The following is an 18,175-nucleotide window of genomic DNA, read 5'->3' as shown; positions in this document are numbered from 1 at the left end:
AAGCATTCGCACCGTTCTCCGGCGATATGGCTCGGTCTTGTTCGAACTCGGTCGTCCTGAATGGCGAACACCGGATTGTGGAGCGTTGTCGATGCATAACGGGCAAAATGATGCGGCCGAATGGCAGGTAGCCGTCGTCGGCGGGGGTAATGCGGGGCTCTGCGCGGGGATAGCCGCGGTGCAGGCCGGCGCGACCTCCGTCAGCGTCTTCGAAGCCGCGCCGAAAGAACTGCGCGGCGGGAACAGCTCCCTGACCAGGACCATGCGTTTCTCCTGGCAGGGAAGCCCTTTCATCGCCGCCCTGTTGCGGGAGGCGGACAAGGAGCGGGTCGAAGAGATCCTGGCCGGCCGCTCCGGCTATGGCGACGAGCAGTACCTCGAAGACTGGTTGCGGGTCTCCGGCGATCAGGTGGACGTCGCGCTCATCGAGTCGATCATCCGCCGTTCGACGGACACGATCGCCTGGATGCGCGACTTCGGTCAGCGCTGGGCCCCGAGACCGACCCCGCTTCCCGGTGACGTGCCGATCGTCCTCGACGGCGGCGGCCAGAGCCTGCAGGACCGGAACTTCGACCGGTTCGAACGGCTCGGCGGAACGGTCTTCTACGACAGCGCGGTCACCGGCTTCGAGAAGACCGCCGACGGCCGGTACCTGCTCCACGGTTCCGGGCCCGCGTTCCCGGTGATCGCCGACGCGCTGGTGCTGGCGTCGGCGGGCTTCGAAGCGAACGACCGGCTGCGTGAACGTCATCTCGGCGAGGCGTGGCGGGACGTGAAGCTGCGAGGCGTCCCGTTCAACGAAGGCGCTCCCCTGACGGCCGCCGTCGAGCTCGGCGCCGACACCGCGGGCAACTGGGAGAAGTGCCACACCACACCGCAGGGCATCGAGCTGCCCGACCACATGCTGCCGGGGCAGATGCACAAGTCCCACGGTCTCGCCCGGTACGCCTATCCGCTGGGCGTCGTGGTCAACCGGGAGGGACGCCGGTTCTTCGACGAATCCGGCGGCTACAGCAACCTCACCTACGTCACGCTGGGCCAGAAGATCCAGGAGCAGCCGGGGAGGACGGCCTTCCAGATCTTCGACGACAAGGTCGTCTCGGCGGGCGCGCTCCCCAAGGGCTATGTCGGCGACCCCGCGTCGGTGACCGTCTCCTCGATCGAGGAAGGCGCCCGGCGGCTCGGGATCGACGCCGCGAACCTGACCGCCGAAATCGAGCGGCTGCACGCGGATCAGGACGAGAAGCGGCTCGACACCCCGCCGTACCTGTTCGTCCCGGTGGTGTGCGGGTTGACGTTCACCTACGGCGGGCTCTCCGTGACCCCCGACGCCGAAGTGCGCGGCGGTGGCGAGCCGATCAGCGGCCTTTACGCGGCAGGCGTGATCGTCGGCGGCCTTTACGACCAGGGCTATCCGGGTGGCACCGGCCTGATGGCGGGTGCCGTGCTCGGCCGGGCCGCCGGTACGTCCGCCGCCCGCCACGCCATCCGAGCACGGGGAGGGGAAGCCCGTGTCGGCACCGTCGCCGGTTGAGAAGACGATCGTCATCGTCGGGCTCGGCAAGATCGGGTCGCTGTACGCCGCTTGTTACGGCCAGGCGGGACACCGTATCCGCACGGTGGACATCGGCGACGGGGCCGACTGGGAGCGGGTCGCCCAGGTGCCGGATCCGGCGTCGGTCGACGCCTGGGTGGTCGCCACCCCGACGGCGACCCATCTCGCGGTCGTCGACGAGATCCTGCGGCGGCAGCCCGATGCCCGTGTCCTGCTGGAGAAACCGGCCTGCTACCCGGAGGACCTCGACGGCCTCGGTCGCACGGTCCGGCGTCATCCCCGCGCCAGGATCATCGTCAACGACGTGTATTCGCACAGCGAAGCCGTGCAGCGTTTCGCGGCCTCCGTGCGGGAGCTCGGCGCGTCCGATCCGATCAGGAAGATCACCGTCGAATTCACCAAGAACCGGGAATTCGACGTCGCGAACGGCAGGTTCGTCGACACGCAGTACGGCGAAGCCGGCTACGAGGGCTTCCACATGTTGAGCATCCTGCGCGCGATCCTCCCTGCCGAGCAGTACCGGTCCTATCTGCGCACGGTGCCCTCTTCGGTGACGGCGGAAATGCGGGTGCGGACCGCGGCCCCCGACCTGCCCGACGTCGAGCTGTACACGTCGTCGACCGGTGCCATCGCCTTCCCCGAACTGGCCGGATTCGCTTTCCCCGACAAAGTCTTGAAGGACTTCATCGTCCCGTCGAGCATCCCGTACGGCTCCGAGTTCCGGTACCGCTTCGCGGACGTCGAGCTGCTGTCCGGGAAGCACGTCACCTTGGTCTTCGAGCCCTTCTTCGGCGCGGATCCCGGCCACAAGAACATCCACGCGGTCCACGTCCGGGACGCGGTGCCGGAGGGCCATTTCCTCATCGCCGTCAATCATTTCAAGGAGGCACTTCTGACGCAGCTGGACCTTTTGCGGCACCTCGACGAGGGCACCACCGTGGTCCGCCCGGCGGAGCACCGGTTCCTCGCCGCGCTGGGTTCGGCGATGTTCACCGGAACCTTCCCGCAGACAACGGAAAACGAGAAGTACGCACGGATTGGGAGCGAAGCATGACGCGAAGCATCGAGGACCTTTCGACACTGTTGCGGCCGGCCAAGGACATGCTGCCCGAGGTCGCGGACCGCGACGTGGCGCTGGCCGAGGTCACCGGCCAGGTCAAGAACGACGACGACGCCCGCGCGTTGTTCGCGAAGGCGTGCCGGTTCGAGGCGCCCTACACCGCGAGCTGGATCCACGGCCCCGGCGACGAATCCCCTTACCTGTCCTTGGAACTGGCCGCGTCCTCTTTGGACGACGACCGCTATCGCGCCCTGCTCGCCGACGTCGTGCTCTCGACGTCGACCTCGATCCCGTTCGATTACCGCGCGCTGGCCGCGGAAAGGCTCGTCCAGGTCGGGGCGGGCGAGTTCACCGGCGCCTTCCAGGAGGTCGTCGATTCCTACGAGCCGCTGCCCAAACGCGGCTTGCAGGCCAAGATCGCCGTCCCCACCGACGGTATCGACCACCTCTTCGACATCCCGGAAACGGTGACCGGCAGGCTCAACCTGCTGATCGCGGCCAGCAGGGCGAAGACGCTGGAGAGCAGGCACCTGCTCGCCGTGCGCGTCCTGGCGAACGGAGTCGTGCCGTCGGAGGAGGTCGGCGAGGCGGAACGGCTGATCCTGGAAGACGTCGGGACCACGATGGTGGCGCCGTCGGACTACCTGGTGCCGTGGGACCAGGAGTTCCCCGGGGAGCACGGCTCCGGCCTCACGCTCGCGGAACTGGTGCGCATCACCTTGATGTGCGGGGAATTCTCGCTTCCGGACACGACCGTCCGGCCGATCCTGGTCGACTTCTACCGGTCGGTGCTGCGCACCTGCGGCCGCTCGATCATCGGTCTCTCGGCGGGTGTGTTCCATGTGGAGCACGGCACGCTCGCCACGCCTTCGTACTACTACCAGGGCCGCGACGCGATCCTCGGCAAGGGCTGCGTGATCGACTGCGTCGGCGGGGCGGTCCTGCAGTCGGGTTCGTTCCTCGGCGGCGGCTACATGCCGATCCTGATCCACACCCACAAGCACATCCGCAAGGGCGGCCAGGCCGCCGCCTCCGAGCGGAAGCAGATCCTTCCCTGCGTCTTCGCGGCGGAAGCGGGCGCACGGTACCCGATGCACGCGATCGGCCTGTTCGAAACGGTGGACTACCTAGGCAAGGAGACCCCGTACGAGGGGATCCGCGCGATCCCGCACGCCAAGTGACACCAGGCTTTTCCGACTGAACACGAAATCCGTATCTCGCGATGCCGCCGGGCGGGGCGACTCCGCGCCGCCCGGCGGCATCGAAACTGGAGGGTAAGAGAATGGGTGCAACATCGGGGGTCAAGGTCGCCGTGATCGGCGCGGGCTACGTGGGGCTGACCACGGCCGCGTGCCTTTCGTCCTTGGGACACCGCGTCGTCTGCGCGGACGTGGACCAGGAAAAGCTCGACGCGTTGCGGCGCGGTGAAGCGACCATCAGGGAACCCGGGATCTGCGAACTCGTGGTGGACGGGCTGGCGTCCGGGCGGCTGGACTTCGTGCTCGGCGCGAGCGCGGCGGTGGCGGGCGCGGACATCGTGATCCTCTGCGTGCCGACGCCGATGGGCGCGACCGGCGCGGCGGATCTGACCGCGCTGGAATCCGTCGTGACCGAGGTGCGGGATCTGCTGCCGCACGGCTGCGTCGTGGTGAACAAGTCGACGGTCCCCGTCGGCACGGCGGCCCACGTCGCGCACCTGATCGACCGGGCCGACGTCGCCGTCGTGTCCAATCCCGAATTCCTGCGCGAAGGGTTCGCCGTCCACGACTTCCTGAATCCCGACCGGATCGTGGTCGGCTCGGCGGACCGCGACCCGGTCCCCGCCAGGCGGGTCGCGGCGCTGTACGAGCACCTCGACACCGCGGTCCTGGTGACCGATTCCTCGAGCGCGGAGCTGATCAAGTACGCGTCCAACTGCTATCTCGCGACGCGTCTGTCCTTTGTGAACACGGTCGCCGAACTGTGCGAATACCTCGACGCGAGTATCGACGACGTGACGGCCGGGATGGGTTACGACGACCGCATCGGCAAGGCGTTCCTGCGGCCCGGGCCGGGCTGGGGCGGTTCCTGCCTGCCGAAGGACACTTTCGCGCTGCTGCGCACCGCGGAATCGGCAGGCAGCGATTTCGCCCTGCTGCGCGCGGCGATCGACACCAACGTCAAACAGCAGGAACTGGTGGTCGGCAAGGTGCGCAAGGCCGTCGGCGGCGACCTCGCCGGAGTCCGGATCGGCCTGCTCGGTCTGACGTTCAAGGCCGGGACGGACGACCTGCGGGATTCCCCCTCGCTGGCGATCGCGGCCCGGCTGGCCGCCGAAGGCGCGGAGCTGTCCGGCTACGACCCCAGCGTCCACGCGCCGGTGCCGGGCGTGACCGACGACGTGCGGATCGCCGGGACCGCCTACCACGCGGCGAAGGGCGCGGCGGCGATCGTGCTGCTGACCGAATGGCCGGAGTTCCGCGACCTCGACTGGGGGCGGATCGCCGACCGGCTCCACGGCCGGTCCGTCATCGACACCCGGAACCTGCTCGACCCGCTCACCGTGGCCAGGACGGGACTCTCCTATCAGGGCATCGGCCGTCCGGGCGGACCCCGCGTGCCCGCCGTCGCAATGGCCGCGCGAGCAGGATGACCCCCGGGGTGGACGGCGAGTGGTCGCGCTCGTCGTCCCACCCTTCCGGCGCCGGGAACAGGAGGACGGATGCCGAAGCGAACCCGGCCCTGGTCCGCGCTTTTCGCGCTGTGCCTGGGTTTCTTCATGGTCATGCTGGACATCAGCATCGTGAACATCGCGGTGCCGTCGATGGTGCGCGAACTCGGCACCGAGCTGACCGCGGTGATCTGGGTGACCAGCGTGTACCTGCTCGCCTACGCCGTCCCGATCCTGCCGGCCGGCAGACTCGGCGACCGGTTCGGGCCGAAGCGCGTCTTCGTCGCCGGGCTGCTGGTGTTCACCGGGGCGTCGCTGTGGTGCGGGCTTTCCGGTGACGTGGAAACGCTGATCGTCGCCAGGGCGGTGCAGGGTTTCGGCGCCGCGTTGATGACCCCGCAGACCACGGCCTTCATCACGCATCTGTTCCCGCCGGACGAACGCGGCCCGGCGATGGGCGCGTGGGGCGGTGTCGCGGGTCTCGCCATGATCGCCGGTCCGGTGCTGGGCGGCGTGCTCGTCGATCACCTCGGCTGGGAGTGGATCTTCTTCGCGAACGTCCCGGTCGGGCTGATCGCGCTGGCGCTCACCGTCGTCCTCGTCCCCGACTGGCGGCCGGGGAACTCGCACCGTTTCGACGTTCCCGGGATCCTGCTCTTCGGCGCCGGTCTCGTCTGCGTCGTCTTCGGTATCCAAAATGGACAGACGTACGGCTGGGGCACGGCCTTCGACATCATCGGGGCCGGTGTGCTGCTGCTGGGCGGTTTCGTGCTATGGCAGCGGGCCAACCGTCGCGAACCGCTGCTGCCGTTGCGGATCTTCCGCCATCGCGACTTCTCCCTCGGTACCGCGTCCGCGGTGATGGTCGGCTTCGCGATGACCAGCCTGCTCCTGGTGTTCGTCATCTACCTCCAGTCCGTGCTCGGCCTGTCCCCGGCCGACGCCGGTCTGCTCATCGCGCCGCTCGCCGTGGTGTCCGGCGGTGTCGCGCCGTTCGCGGGCAGGCTGTCGGACCGGGTGAACCCCAAGTACCTGCTGATGTCGGGGATGCTCGCCCTGAGCGGCGGCCTCTGCGTCGTCTCGCTCGTGCTCATCCCGGTGAGTGAGCCGTTGGCCCTGCTCCCCGGGCTGCTGCTCTGCGGTCTCGGCGTCGGGTTCACCTTCTCCCCGATGAACAACGTGACCATCAACTCCGTCGAGCGGTCGCTGGTCGGCAGCGCGTCGGGCATCTTCAACACCGCGCGCCAAGTGGGCGGAGTCCTCGGCAGCGCGGCCGTCGGAGTCCTGCTGGAGGCGCAGACCAGGGCCTCGATGGCGGTCCGGGCGAACGAGGCCGCGGCCATGCTGCCCGCCGGGATCCGGCAGCGTTTCGTGGACGGATTCGCCGGAGAGGCCGGTTCGGCGGTCGCGGCGGGCGAGTTCGGCGGCGTCCCCGAGGTCGCCGCGGATCTGCCCGTCCAGGCACGGGAACTCCTCGCCCAGGTCACCGGCGCCGCGCTCACGGACGCCGTCAAGGCCGCTTTCCTGCTTCCTGTAGGCGCGCTGCTCGTCGGCGTGGTGTGCGCGGCGAGCCTGCGCGGGCCGATCGGGCAGGACAGATCGCCCGATCGGATGACCGTGACCCGGTGATCACCGGCACCACCCTGGTTACCGTCACGTCATGACACTCGTACCGACGGTCGATCTGAGCATCTGGGACGACGGCGACCGCGCGAAGCTCGCGCACACCGTCGACGAGGCGTTGACGCGGGTGGGGTTCCTGCAGGTCGTCGGACACGGCATCCCGCGAGCGACGATCGACGCCATGTGCGAAGCCACCGCGGCCTTCTTCGCGCTCCCCGTCGAGGAGAAGCTCCGTTCCGCGCCCGCCGACCGCGCCTCGGATCGCGGGTACGCCGCCGAAGGCACCGAAGGGCTGGCGTACAGCCTCGGTGAGACGACGCCGCCCGACCTGTCGGAATCGTTCGTCATCGGCGCGGAGCACATCGACGGCGAAGACCCGTACGGCTTCTTCGTCCCCAACATCTGGCCTGAGCTGCCCGAAAACCTGCGTCCCGCGCTGACCGAGTACACCGACGAAGCGCACCGCGTCGCGCGAGTCCTGCTGGAGATCTTCGAGACGGCGCTCGGCCTCCCCGACGGTTACCTCGGCGCGTACACCCGGCACCCGACACGCACCTTGCGGGTGAATCACTTCGAGCGCCGCGCCGGAGCGCCCGAACCCCTGCCCGGACAGATGCGGCTCGGCGCGCACACCGACTACGGCATCGTCACCGTGCTCTACGCCGATCCCGTCCCCGGCCTGCAGATCCACGGCCCCGATGGCGCCTGGCACGACGTGATCCCCGCCGAAGACGCGCTCGTCGTGAACCTCGGGGACCTCACCGCGCAGTGGACCAACGACCGCTGGCGCTCGACCCTGCACCGGGTCGTGCCGCCGTCCGGGCCGGGACCGTCGCGGCGGCGCAGCGTGGCGTTCTTCTTCGACGGCGACCACGACGCGCGATTCGAATGCCTCCCGACCTGCCAGTCCGCCGGGAACCCGCCGAAATATCCGCCGGTCCTCGGCGGCGCGCACCTCTACGCCAAGATCACCGGCGGGCGAACCCTGGCACCGGCCGACGCGATGAACACGGCGGCCGACCGCGGTTGAGGGAGAATTCCCGGCGAACGATGTCCGGTCCTCCTCCGGCGGCTTCGACGTCTCCGGCAGAAGGCACCGCGACGGTGCCCGCCGAGAGGAGACAACCGTGAAGTACATGATCATGATGTTCGGTTCGCAGAAGGACCTCGACGGCATCGGCACCTGGAACGCCGACGACGTCAAGGCCCTGCACGAGTTCATGACCGAGTGGAACAACGACCTGGTCGAGTCCGGCGAGTTCGTCGACGCGCAGGGCCTCTCCCAGCCGGCGCACGCCCGCCGCGTCTCCCTGCGCGACGGGGCCCCCGTGGTGACGGACGGACCGTATGCCGAGACGCAGGAGGTCCTGGTCGGGTACACGACCGTCGACTGCGTGAGCTACGACCGTGCGACCGAGATCGCGGCCCGGCTGGCCGACATCCCGCATCCGGAGGACAGCGACCTCGGCCGCGAGTGGTACGTCGACATCCGGCCGTGCGCCGACGGCTTCGAAGACCTGGAGCTCTAGATGCCGGAAAGCGGCATCGAGGACCTGCTGCGCACACTGTCGCCGCAGGTCCTCGGCGCCGTCGTCCGTCGCTACGGTCACTTCGACCTGGCGGAGGACGCGACGCAGGAGGCGCTTCTCGCGGCCGCGACGCAATGGCCCGCCGAAGGGCGGCCCGAGAATCCACGCGCGTGGCTCGTCACGGTCGCCTCACGGCGATTGACCGATCTGCTCCGCGCCGAGCAGGCGCGGCGCCGTCGCGAGGACACCGTCTTCCAGTGGAGGCTGCCGGAGGAACACGTCACGTCCGCGGACGACACGCTCGTCCTGCTCTTCCTGTGCTGTCACCCGTCTCTTTCGCCCGCGTCGCAGATCGCGCTGACCCTGCGGGCGGTCGGCGGTCTCACGACGGCGGAGATCGCGCGCGCGTTCCTGGTCCCCGAGGCGACGATGACCCGGCGGATCAGCCGCGCGAAGGCGGGTATCAAGGCGAGCGGCGTCCCGTTCGCCCTGCCGGCGGAACCGGGACGGCTCGACGCGGTGCTCCACGTGCTGTACCTGATCTTCAACGAGGGCTACGCCAGCACGTCCGGCCCCGATCTGGTGCGGAGTGACCTTTCCGCCGAAGCCATCCGGCTGGCCAGGATCGTCCATCGGCTGGTGCCGGACGACGGCGAGGCCACCGGCCTGCTCGCGCTGATGCTGCTCACCGACGCGCGCCGTCCGGCGAGGGCGGGGCCGGACGGCGCGCCGATCCCGATGTCCGAACAGGACCGGGGCCGGTGGAACGCCGGGTACGTCGCCGAGGGCATCGCGCTGCTGTCCGAAGCGCTGCCGAACGGGCCGACCGGGCAGTTCCAGATCCAGGCGGCGATCGCCGCCCTGCACGACGAGGCGCCGAGCGCCGAGGAGACCGACTGGCCGCAGATCGAGGCACTGTACGAAGTTCTGCTGCGGCTCTCCGACAATCCCGTGGTGGCGCTGAATCACGCCGTGGCCGTCGGGATGGCCCGTGGGCCACGAGAAGGGTTGGCGGCGTTGGAAGAACTCGGTGACCGGATCTCCGGCGACCATCGGTTCCACGCCGCCCGCGCACATCTGCTCGAGATGGCCGGGGACATCGCCGAAGCCATCGAGTCCTATGTGGACGCGGCGCGCCTGGCGACCGGCCTGCCGCACCGGCGTTATCTCCACGCTCGCGCCGAACGCCTGCGCTGACCACCGTTCGGCACCCGCTCGCGAGCGGGTGCCGAACGGCGTGACTCAGCAGGTGAGCAGAAGACCGGTGATCGCCGTGCAGGTCGCCGACGCGGTGTCGTTGGCCGCGTTCGGGTCGGCGACGGAACTCTGCGTGATCCTCGCGGTCGTCTTGACCGGCCCGATGCTCAACAGACCCGCGGCCACCGAGAACTTCGCCGTCGTACTGGCTCCGGACGCGAGCGACGAGAAGTCGCAATTGACGACCTTCGTACCGCTCGGGTTCGAGCAGACGGACGAGCCGGTGAAGCGCAGCCCGTTGCCGAGGGTCGACACCACCCGGATCCCGGACGCCGCGGCCGGGCCCGCGTTCGTGACCTTGACCGTGTAGTCGATCGACGAGGTCAGGATCCCGCGCGGAGACGCGGTCAGCGTGACCCCGAGGTCGGCCGCGCTCGGCGTGTCGGTGATGGTCAGCACGGGGCCGTCGAGGATCTCGAAGCTGTAGTTGTCGCCGACGAACTGGTGCTGCAGCGTGACAGGGCCCAGCGGGGCGTCGTCCTTGACCCGGAAGGTGAACACCACGGTCTTGCTCTGCCCGGGGGTCACGGTGCCGACGCCGCCGCGGATGCTGCCGCCGAGCATGTCGCAGGCGAACGCGCCGGGGCAGGACACCAGGTCGACGATCCCCGGCAACGAGGATTCCTTGCCGTAGAGCGTCGCCTTGCCGCCCTCGATCGTCGACGTCGCGTCGGCGTTGTAGACGGTCTGCGTCACGGTGAACGTCTGTCCACGTTGGACGGTTGTCGGCGAGACCTCCACCGCACTGGTCGGCGGGGCGGCGAAAGCGGAGGTGGGCGCCACGAGCATGATCGTGGCCACTGCGGCCACGAGAGACAGAAGTGAGGCTCTTCGAAGCTTCATTCGGTTCTCACTATTCCGGTCGGGGGCGTCGCGCCGATCGGTGCGGACAACGATCAGTCGCCCAGGAACGGACATTCGTTACCGCTGTCCCCCGCCAAGTGGCTCGCCCGCCTCACCCTATCGGAGTAACCGGGTCCTTCCCGCGAAGCGCCGGAAGCAGATTCGCTTCCTCGTAGGCGAAATGTTCCTCCAGCCCGGCGGCGACCCGGTCGAACTTCTCGCGCACGGCGCCACGGTCTCCCCCACCCTGAAGCAACGCGTCGAGATCGAGCAGCGCGCGGGACACCGTTTCGTGCTCCTGGCGCAGCCGTTTCAGCGCCGGCGCGAGCCCGGGATGGGCCTTCTCGATCGCGGTGAAAGCGCCGTCCTCGCGAAGGTGGTGCATGCGCAGGTCGTTGCAGAAGGTCACGCAATGGCCGAACAGCTCGCGCCGCAGGCCCGACCGGTCCACGACCGGTCCGCCGTCGAGTTCGGCTCGCGCGGCCGCCAAGGTCTTCCTGAGTTCGCCGTGATGGACGAGCAGCTGATCCGCGATCGCGCGGCCACGGGCGGCATCGACTTCCAGCAGGTGCAACGCGAACCCGCGTTCCCCGCCGTCGAGCGGCACGGCACGCGCGGCCTGCGGCACCCCGTCGATTTCGAGTGTCGCTTGTGGACTGACGAGGAGGTCGCGATACCAAGGCGAAGCGTCGTCGGGCGCGTAAACCAGATACCGGCTTCCGGAAGGGCGGCAAGCGACGCGCGTGGTGCGGGGACGCCCCGATTCGGCGTCCGCGGTGGTCATCAGCAACGGAACTCCCCAGGTAGCATCAGCGTGAAAGCTATTTTGCTTTGCAAGCAAAGCCTCTTTGCTTGCAAAGGTATCCAGGAGGGTGGCCGGTGTCAACCGAGGACATGGAAGTCGACGACGCCGTGCGGGCCTTGCTGCTGCTCATGCCCCGGATGGTCGGGCGGGCGAAGCGGATCAAGATCCCCGAAGAACTCCAGTCTCTGTCGCTGGCTCCGCGGCACCTGTCGCTCTTGTCGTACCTGCTCTTCGACGGGCCGATGACGGTGAACGAGCTGGCCGAACGGCTCGAGGTCGCCCCGACCACGGTGAGCCTGATGGTCGGCGAACTGAGCAAGAAGGACGTGCTCGACCGGCGCGAGGACGAGGCGGACCGGCGTCGCCGGATCGTCGCCATCACCGAACGGATGCGGCCGGCGATCGACGGCTGGCTCGCGCAGGGTGCCCGCGCCTGGCAGAAGGCGCTCGCGCCGCTGAGCCCGGCCGAGCGCCGGACGTTCATCGACACCCTGCGCGCGTACGAAGACGGACTCACGGACTAGGAGGTCCAGTGCGCTACCTGCTCATGCTCGGCGGAACCGCCGGCGACGAAGGGCTCGACACGGACATCACCGAACCCTGCCGCGCCTGGTCCGGGGAGCTGACGCGGCGCGGTCTGCGCGTCGAAGGGATGGGCCTGCACCCGCCCGAGTCGGCGACGACCGTCCGCGTCCGGGGCGGCGAGGCACTGCTCACCGACGGCCCCTTCGCCGAGACGAAGGAGCAGATCGGCGGCATCGCCATCCTCGAATGCGAGAGCCGTGAACAAGCCGTCGAGGCGGCGAAGACCCACCCGTGGGCCGCGATCGGGACGATCGAAGTGCGCGAGCTGCTTTAGGTGATCCGCACGGTGACCTGATTGTCGGCATAGGTGTAGGCCACGTATTCGAATTCGACACCGGTGCGCTCGACGTATTCCAGCCACGCCTGATGCTCGTGCCGCTGCCAGCCGGGGTAATTGAAGAACTCGTCGAAGTGCACGATGCTGCCGGAGCGCAGACGCGGTCCCGCCAGGTCGAGCACGGTTTTCGCCGAGCTGTACAGATCACCGTCCACATGCAGGAAATCGACGACGCCTTCATGCCGCTCGAGAAAGCCTGGAAGCGTGTCGGCGAAAAGGCCGACGACGAGTTCGGCGCCGGGGACGTCCGGCAGATCGTCGCGCGCGAACGAACCGGCGGGCATGCCATTGAGCCAGTTCTCGGGCAGGCCCTGGAACCAGTCGAACCCGTAGGTCTCGACACCGCCACGCGCCTTGGCGATCACGCGCAGCGTGTTCCCGCTCGCGACGCCGAATTCGAGGGCCATTCCCCCTGACGGGGCAAGGGAAAGCGCGTACGCGAGAGTCTCCTGTGGACGTGCGAAGTGTTTGGTCCCGGTCAAATGCTCGCGGGCGAACCGATTGCTGTCGCGGGCCGCGTCCTGATCGCCCGCGTAGATGATGTCGCGACGGCTCCGGATTTCGAACTCGACGATCCGGTCGAAACAGCGGTCCCCCTGCCGGACGATCTCTGCCCGCAATTCCGCGGCGACCCGTTCCAGTTCCGCCGTATAAGGATCATGGAATCGCCGGGCGAGCCGGTGCAGGCCCCGGCCGAACGTTCCGCGGGCCGAGCGGCCCAAGGTCTTCAGTGCTGAATGGGGTACCAGGTGACGCATTCCGGGACGATACACCAGGACCGTTCGAGTGAACGGGACCAGAACATCCCGGGCCCGGTTTCGTTGCGGTAACCGAGGGGTCCGCTCCTAGCATCGCGTTCGCCGCCGGTACTCGGGTACCGGCACGAGAAAAGGAGCGCGATGAGCAGCATCGTCATCTTCGGGGCGGGCGGACGCGGAGGGCGCCGTGCCGTCGCCGAAGCCGTGAGCCGCGGGCACCTGGTCACCGCCGCCGTCCGGGATCCCCGCCGCCACGCGGATCTCGCCGGGGACAACGTCACCCTGATCGCCGCCGACGTCACCGTCGCGGACGACGTCGCGAAGGCCGCCGCCGGACACGACGCCGCGATCAGTTCCGTCTACCGCGCGGATCTCCCGTCACGCGAGTACTACCCGGCCGCCGCGCACGCGCTGATCGACGGCCTCGGGCGCGCCGGGGTCGCGAGACTGGTCGTCGTCGGTATCGGAACGGCGCTGGAGATCGAGCCGGGCGTCGCCCTGCACGATCAGCCGGGTGTGCCGCCCGAGCACCGCGAGTTCTCGCTCGGGCACACGGCGGGACTGGAGGTCTTCCGTACGTCCGGCGGCGGGCTCGACTGGGTGATCGTCGCGCCGCCGCCGGTGTTCCTCGACGAACACGCCGAGCGCACGGGCGTGTACCGCAGCGGAGACCACCGGGTACTGCCGCGCGCGGAGGACGCGAAGCCGTTCTCGTACGCGGATCTCGCGGTGGCGCTGGTCGACGAGGTCGAACGGCCGGCGCATTCGAGGGCGATGGTGGCCGTCGACTACTGACCCGGCTCCGGCCTCGTGAGTCAAACGTGGCGTAGGGGTCATCGCGGGCTTCGCCTGTCGAACGTGTCGCGAAAGCCACTTTCGGGACATCAGGCGTCGCGAAAGTGGCTTTCGCGACACGGGCGCCGGCGGCGAGGTGGTCGGCGCGGGTGAGTGACCGGGGCTGCCTTGGTTACCTACTGAACGTTGGGTGGCGGTTGGCCGCAGGTCCGTGAAGGCCTCCTTCCCTACCCTGAAGGTAGGCAAGGAGGCCTTCACGGACTACACGATCGCCACCCACGGCTCCGCAACACCACCAGCCGCAGCAGACGCGCGTGAAGGACCCTTCCCCAAGTACATGAAGGCCCCCTTCCTTGCGTCTAGCGCAAGGAAGGGGGCCTTCATGTACTTCACGAGCGTGACTCAGCGCTCCGGCGAGTCCCCGCCGTTCTGCTCGGCCAGGAACCGCTCGAACTGGTTGCCCAGCTCCTCGGCGGTCGGCATGTGCTCGACCGACTCCGCGAGCAGGCTTTCCTTGCCCGACGCCTCCATGAACGTGTCGTACTGCTGCTCCAGCGCCCGCACGACGTCGGCGACCTTCTCCGAGCCGGCGACCTGGCGGGCGATCTCGGCCTCCGCCTCGTGCGAGGCCTCCCGCAGCTCCCCGTCCGGCAGGTTCAGCCCGGTCGCCGCGGCGACGGCGCCGAGCAGGTTCAGCGCGGCGCTCGGGTACGTCGAGTCCGCCAGGTAGTGCGGCACGTGCGCCGCGAACCCGGAAGCGTCGTGCCCCCACTCGCCGAAGCGGAACTCCAGCAGCCCGGCGATGCTGCCCGGCACCTGCATCCGGTTGGGCAGCGGGCGGTGTTCGCCGACCAGCTCGTTCCGCGTCGCGTGCGCGGTCACGCCGAGCGGACGGGTGTGCGGCGCGCCCATCGGGATGCCGTGGAAACCGGTGGTGAGCCGGACGTCCCAGCGCTCGACCAGCCCACGCACGGCCGCGCAGAACCGCTCCCAGTCGTGGTCCGGTTCCGGCCCGGTGAGCAGCAGGAACGGCACGCCGTCGGCGTCGTGCAGGAGGTGGACGACCAGCTCGGGGGCGTCGTAGTCCTCCCAGTGGTCGATGGAGTAGGTCATCGCCGGGCGCCGCGAGCGGTAGTCGATGAGCCGGTCGACGTCGAACCGCGCGATCACGCGGTGCTCGGAGGAGTTCAGGAGCTGCTCGGCGACGAGTTTGCCCGCCGAGCCCGCGTCCATGAAGCCGTCGAAGTAGTGCAGGAGCACGGCCCCGCCGAGGTCAGGGACGTCCGAGTCCACCTCGTACAGGTCTTCCGGGTCCAGCGCCACCAGATCCTCCAGGTTTCGTGCGTGCAACCGTCTACGGGTGGCAACGCCCCGATAGGGGGTATCCATTCCGCCGGCCGTGGCCGAAATCCTATCGGTCCGTGACAGGTGTCGTGGGCGGTCCGCGTCGAGGTGGTGCAGGGTGGAGGGGTGACGGAAGAGATCCTCGGCCTGCGCCCGCCCGCCAATCGGGTGAGCAGGCGCGCCATCGGCTACTGGACGGTGTGGGCCGCGGTCGGCTGGGTGATCCTCGTCGCGGCGCAAGCCGTGTTCGTGTTCACGAGCGCCGACGTGGCTCACGGTGACGCTGACGATCTCGTGCGTGCTCGCACCCCTGCATCTGCTGGTCATGCCGCAGTGGCGGTACCGGATCCACCGCTGGGAGGTCACCGGCGAGGCCGTGTACACCCAGGAGGGCTGGCTCAAACAGGACTGGCGGATCGCGCCGATCTCGAGGATCCAGACCGTCGACATCGAACGCGACCCGGTCGAGCAGCTGTTCCGGCTGGCGAAGATCACCGTGACGACGGCGTCGGCCGCGGGCCCGGTCAAGATCTCCGGTCTCGACCATACCCAGGCACTCGCGCTGGCCGCGGAGCTCACCAGGACCACGCAGGCCACGCCGGGTGACGCGACATGAGCACGGAGGCACCACCGGACACCGACGTCGGCCAGTGGCATCGGCTCGACCGGCGAATGCTGCTGATCCGCCCCGTCCTCGATGTCGTCAAATCGCTACCGGTGCTGATCGGGACGGTGATCCTCGGCCGGGGCAACGGCTGGGAATGGTTCGGGCTGGGTGTCACCGCGCTGACCGTGTTCGTCGGTGTCTCGCATGTGCTCACGTCGCGGTACCGCGTCGCGGACGGCCAGGTGGAATGGACCACGGGGCTCTTGCTGCGCAAGCATCGCGCGATCCCGCTGGACCGGATCCGCACGGTCGACGTCACGTCGGAACCGAAGCACCGTTTGTTCTCCCTCAGCGCCGTGCGCATCGGCACCGGACGGCATTCCGTGGCACAGGGCTCGGGCGACGACCAGCTGGTGCTCGACGCCGTCAGCCAGACCGAGGCGCACCGGCTGCGCACGATTCTGTTGCACCGCAAGGAGATCTCTCCGGAAGCCGAGGCGGCACCCCAGGAGCAGGTCGTGGCGGAGGTCGACCGGAAGTGGGTGCGGTACGCGCCGTTCACGCTGTCCGGGCTCGCCGTGGTGGGCGCGGTGTTCGCCGCGGTCTGGCATTTCGCGCACCAGCTGGACATCGCCCCGGAGAACGTCGGACCGCTGCGGGATCTCCTGGACGGTCTGGCGAACACGGCGCTGTGGCTGATCGTGGTCGTCGCGGCGGTCGGCCTGCTCGTGGTCGTCTCGCTGCTGTCCGTCGGCGGCTACGTGCTCTCGTTCTGGAACTTCAAGCTCACCAGGGAATCCGAGGGCACCCTGCACGTCCGGCGCGGGCTGATCACCACGCGTTCCGTGTCCATCGAAGAAGAACGGCTTCGCGGCGTCGAGGTGAAGGAGCCGCTGCCGTTGCGGATCGCGGGCGGCGCGCGGCTCACCGCGATCGCGGGCGGGCTGCGCGAAGGCAAGGGCGGGGACAAGGGTGGTGGCCTCCTGCTGCCACCCGCGCCCGTCGGCCGGGTCCACGAGGTCGCCGCCGAGGTGCTGCGCGAGAACTTCGACCCGGCCACCGTGCCGCTGAACCGGCATCCGCGACGGGCGCTGACGAGGCGGCTCACCCGCGCGATCGGCGGCGTGCTGCTGCTCGCGGCGGCGTTGTTCGGGCTGGCGTGGATCGATTTCCTGCCGTCGTGGATGTGGCAGGTCGCGCTCGGCCTGGTGCCGTTCGCCGCGCTGGTGGGCTGGGACCGCTACCGCAACCTCGGCCACGCGATCGTCGGGAGGTATCTGGTCAGCCGGTCCGGTTCGCTCGCGCGGGCGACGGTGGCGATCCGGCGTGAAGGCCTCACCGGCATCGTCGTCAGCCGCTCGTTCTTCCAGCGCCGCGCCGGATTGATCACCGTGACGGCCCCGATCGCGGCGGGCAGGGGTGCCTACCAGGTGGTCGACGTCGGCGAATCGGCCGGGCTGGCGATGGCGGAGCGCGCCGCGCCCGGCCTGCTCACGCCTTTCCTTCGCCGTGATGCTCAGCGATAGCCGGTGACGTCCGCGGGCAGACCGGGGTCCTGGACTTCGACGAGATAGCGCCAGCAGTCGGGCCTGCTGCCGTCGAGGTCGGTGAATCCGTATTCCTTCGCCAATTCGCCACTGGACATCGATTTCCCGTTCCAGCGGGCGACTTCCGCGTCACCGGCCAGCGCCGCGACCGCCCTGCCGACGAACGCGGGGCTTTCAGAAATGGCGAAGTGCGGTTGCACCTTCGTCGCGTCACGCCAATTCTCTTCCGTCACCCGATAAGCGTCGAGCATCGCTTCGGAACGCAACCAGCCCGGCGTGACGGCCACCGCGGTACCGCCATGCGGTGCCAATTCGTGCCCGAGTGCGAACGCCATCCGGTTCACCGCGGTCTTGGCGAGATCGTAGAAGAACGAAACGCGGTAGTTCTCCGAGTTGTACTCGGTGGTGCCGTCGTTGACCTCGACGACCAGCGCGCCGGATTCGGCGATCATGAGCGGAAGCGCGAAATGACTGGTGATCGCATGCGTGTCGACGGCGAGCCGCAGCGTCCGCAGCCCGACGTCCAAAGTGGACTCCCAGACCGTCTTGCCCCATTCGATGGGCGCGCCGTAGATATCGTTCACCAGCACATGCAACGCGCCCTGTTCGGCGTCGATCCGTTCCACCAGTTCGCGGACCTGGTCCGCCTCCAAATGGTCCACACCGATCGCGATCCCGCGCCCGCCCGCCTCGTCGACGAGCGCCGCCGTCTCCTCGATCGTCTCCGGGCGATTCATTTCCGATCGCCGGGAACCGGTACTGCGGCCGGTCACGTAAACGGTCGCGCCCGCGGCACCCAGCTGGACCGCTATTCCCCGACCGGCCCCGCGAGTCGCCCCGGCGACCAACGCGATCTTGCCCGCCAATGGCTTTTCCATGG

The 18,175-nt window shown here is 68.9% G+C and carries 17 protein-coding genes and 1 pseudogene; 13 read left to right on the top strand and 5 right to left on the bottom strand.

Translation table 11 applies throughout. The features are described 5' to 3' along the window. The first annotated feature begins 91 nt into the window (after positions 1-91). From AJAP_RS05765 to AJAP_RS05730, 8 genes are all read left to right on the top strand, one after another. The gene (locus tag AJAP_RS05765; RefSeq protein ID WP_073848308.1) at positions 92-1,534 is read left to right on the top strand and encodes an FAD-dependent oxidoreductase; all 1,443 of its coding nucleotides are present in this window, start codon (positions 92-94) and stop codon (positions 1,532-1,534) included. Then, positions 1,512-2,609 (top strand): Gfo/Idh/MocA family oxidoreductase, encoded by a 1,098-nt coding sequence (locus AJAP_RS05760; RefSeq protein ID WP_038508840.1) that lies wholly within the window; start codon positions 1,512-1,514, stop codon positions 2,607-2,609. Before AJAP_RS05765 ends, AJAP_RS05760 begins: the two co-directional genes overlap by 23 nt. Further along, positions 2,606-3,796 carry a hypothetical protein gene (locus tag AJAP_RS05755; RefSeq protein ID WP_038508838.1) on the top strand — a complete coding sequence of 397 codons (1,191 nt, stop codon included), beginning with the start codon at positions 2,606-2,608 and terminating at the stop codon, positions 3,794-3,796. The genes AJAP_RS05760 and AJAP_RS05755 overlap by 4 nt, the downstream gene beginning before the upstream one ends. Before the next feature lie 101 nt (positions 3,797-3,897). Further along, positions 3,898-5,247: a UDP-glucose dehydrogenase family protein gene (locus AJAP_RS05750; protein ID WP_038508836.1), complete on the top strand. Its 1,350-nt coding sequence runs from the start codon at positions 3,898-3,900 to the stop codon at positions 5,245-5,247. Between the two features lie 69 nt (positions 5,248-5,316). Next, a complete protein-coding gene (locus tag AJAP_RS05745) occupies positions 5,317-6,894 on the top strand; it encodes an MDR family MFS transporter (RefSeq protein ID WP_084098040.1) in 1,578 nt (525 codons plus the stop codon). Positions 6,895-6,925: 31 nt separating this feature from the next. Next, positions 6,926-7,918, top strand: a complete 993-nt coding sequence (locus AJAP_RS05740) for an isopenicillin N synthase family dioxygenase (RefSeq protein ID WP_038508834.1) — start codon at positions 6,926-6,928, stop codon at positions 7,916-7,918. Positions 7,919-8,024: 106 nt separating this feature from the next. Continuing rightward, positions 8,025-8,417, top strand: a complete 393-nt coding sequence (locus AJAP_RS05735; protein ID WP_228694994.1) for a YciI family protein — start codon at positions 8,025-8,027, stop codon at positions 8,415-8,417. Then, the gene (locus tag AJAP_RS05730) at positions 8,418-9,614 is read left to right on the top strand and encodes an RNA polymerase sigma factor (RefSeq protein WP_038508830.1); all 1,197 of its coding nucleotides are present in this window, start codon (positions 8,418-8,420) and stop codon (positions 9,612-9,614) included. 45 nt (positions 9,615-9,659) lie between these two features. Here the strand turns inward: AJAP_RS05730 and AJAP_RS05725 are convergent, their stop codons facing one another. Then, on the bottom strand, positions 9,660-10,475 hold the full coding sequence (locus AJAP_RS05725) for a DUF11 domain-containing protein (RefSeq protein WP_148311453.1): 816 nt from the start codon (positions 10,473-10,475) through the stop codon (positions 9,660-9,662). A 154-nt stretch (positions 10,476-10,629) separates the two neighbouring features. Beyond that, the gene (locus tag AJAP_RS05720; RefSeq protein ID WP_038508827.1) at positions 10,630-11,301 is read right to left on the bottom strand and encodes a nitroreductase/quinone reductase family protein; all 672 of its coding nucleotides are present in this window, start codon (positions 11,299-11,301) and stop codon (positions 10,630-10,632) included. Between the two features lie 110 nt (positions 11,302-11,411). Here AJAP_RS05720 and AJAP_RS05715 point away from each other — a divergent pair, with 110 nt between their 5' ends. Beyond that, a complete protein-coding gene (locus AJAP_RS05715) occupies positions 11,412-11,846 on the top strand; it encodes a MarR family winged helix-turn-helix transcriptional regulator (protein WP_038508825.1) in 435 nt (144 codons plus the stop codon). 8 nt (positions 11,847-11,854) lie between these two features. After that, entirely contained in the window at positions 11,855-12,181 is a 327-nt protein-coding gene (locus AJAP_RS05710) for a YciI family protein (RefSeq protein ID WP_038508823.1), read from the top strand. Here the strand turns inward: AJAP_RS05710 and AJAP_RS05705 are convergent. After that, a complete protein-coding gene (locus tag AJAP_RS05705; protein ID WP_228694865.1) occupies positions 12,178-13,002 on the bottom strand; it encodes a class I SAM-dependent methyltransferase in 825 nt (274 codons plus the stop codon). The genes AJAP_RS05710 and AJAP_RS05705 overlap by 4 nt on opposite strands. A gap of 141 nt (positions 13,003-13,143) precedes the next feature. On the opposite strand from AJAP_RS05705, the gene AJAP_RS05700 reads away from it, so the two are divergent. Next, entirely contained in the window at positions 13,144-13,797 is a 654-nt protein-coding gene (locus AJAP_RS05700) for an NAD(P)-dependent oxidoreductase (protein WP_083650097.1), read from the top strand. A gap of 402 nt (positions 13,798-14,199) precedes the next feature. Here AJAP_RS05700 and AJAP_RS05695 read toward each other — a convergent pair whose 3' ends face one another. Then, positions 14,200-15,120: a proteasome assembly chaperone family protein gene (locus tag AJAP_RS05695; protein ID WP_038508819.1), complete on the bottom strand. Its 921-nt coding sequence runs from the start codon at positions 15,118-15,120 to the stop codon at positions 14,200-14,202. A 105-nt stretch (positions 15,121-15,225) separates the two neighbouring features. Between AJAP_RS05695 and AJAP_RS05690 the strand changes: the two are divergent. After that, positions 15,226-15,757 (top strand): annotated as a pseudogene (locus AJAP_RS05690) (PH domain-containing protein). Then, a complete protein-coding gene (locus AJAP_RS05685) occupies positions 15,754-17,274 on the top strand; it encodes a PH domain-containing protein (protein WP_038508817.1) in 1,521 nt (506 codons plus the stop codon). The pseudogene AJAP_RS05690 and the gene AJAP_RS05685 overlap by 4 nt, the downstream one beginning before the upstream one ends. On the opposite strand, the gene AJAP_RS05680 is transcribed toward AJAP_RS05685, so the two are convergent. Beyond that, the gene (locus AJAP_RS05680) at positions 17,265-18,173 is read right to left on the bottom strand and encodes an SDR family oxidoreductase (RefSeq protein WP_038508815.1); all 909 of its coding nucleotides are present in this window, start codon (positions 18,171-18,173) and stop codon (positions 17,265-17,267) included. The genes AJAP_RS05685 and AJAP_RS05680 overlap by 10 nt on opposite strands. Positions 18,174-18,175: the final 2 nt, after the last annotated feature.

The sequence above is a fragment of the Amycolatopsis japonica genome (assembly GCF_000732925.1).
Lineage (GTDB): Bacteria > Actinomycetota > Actinomycetes > Mycobacteriales > Pseudonocardiaceae > Amycolatopsis > Amycolatopsis japonica.
This window is presented reverse-complemented; position numbering and strand designations above follow the sequence as displayed.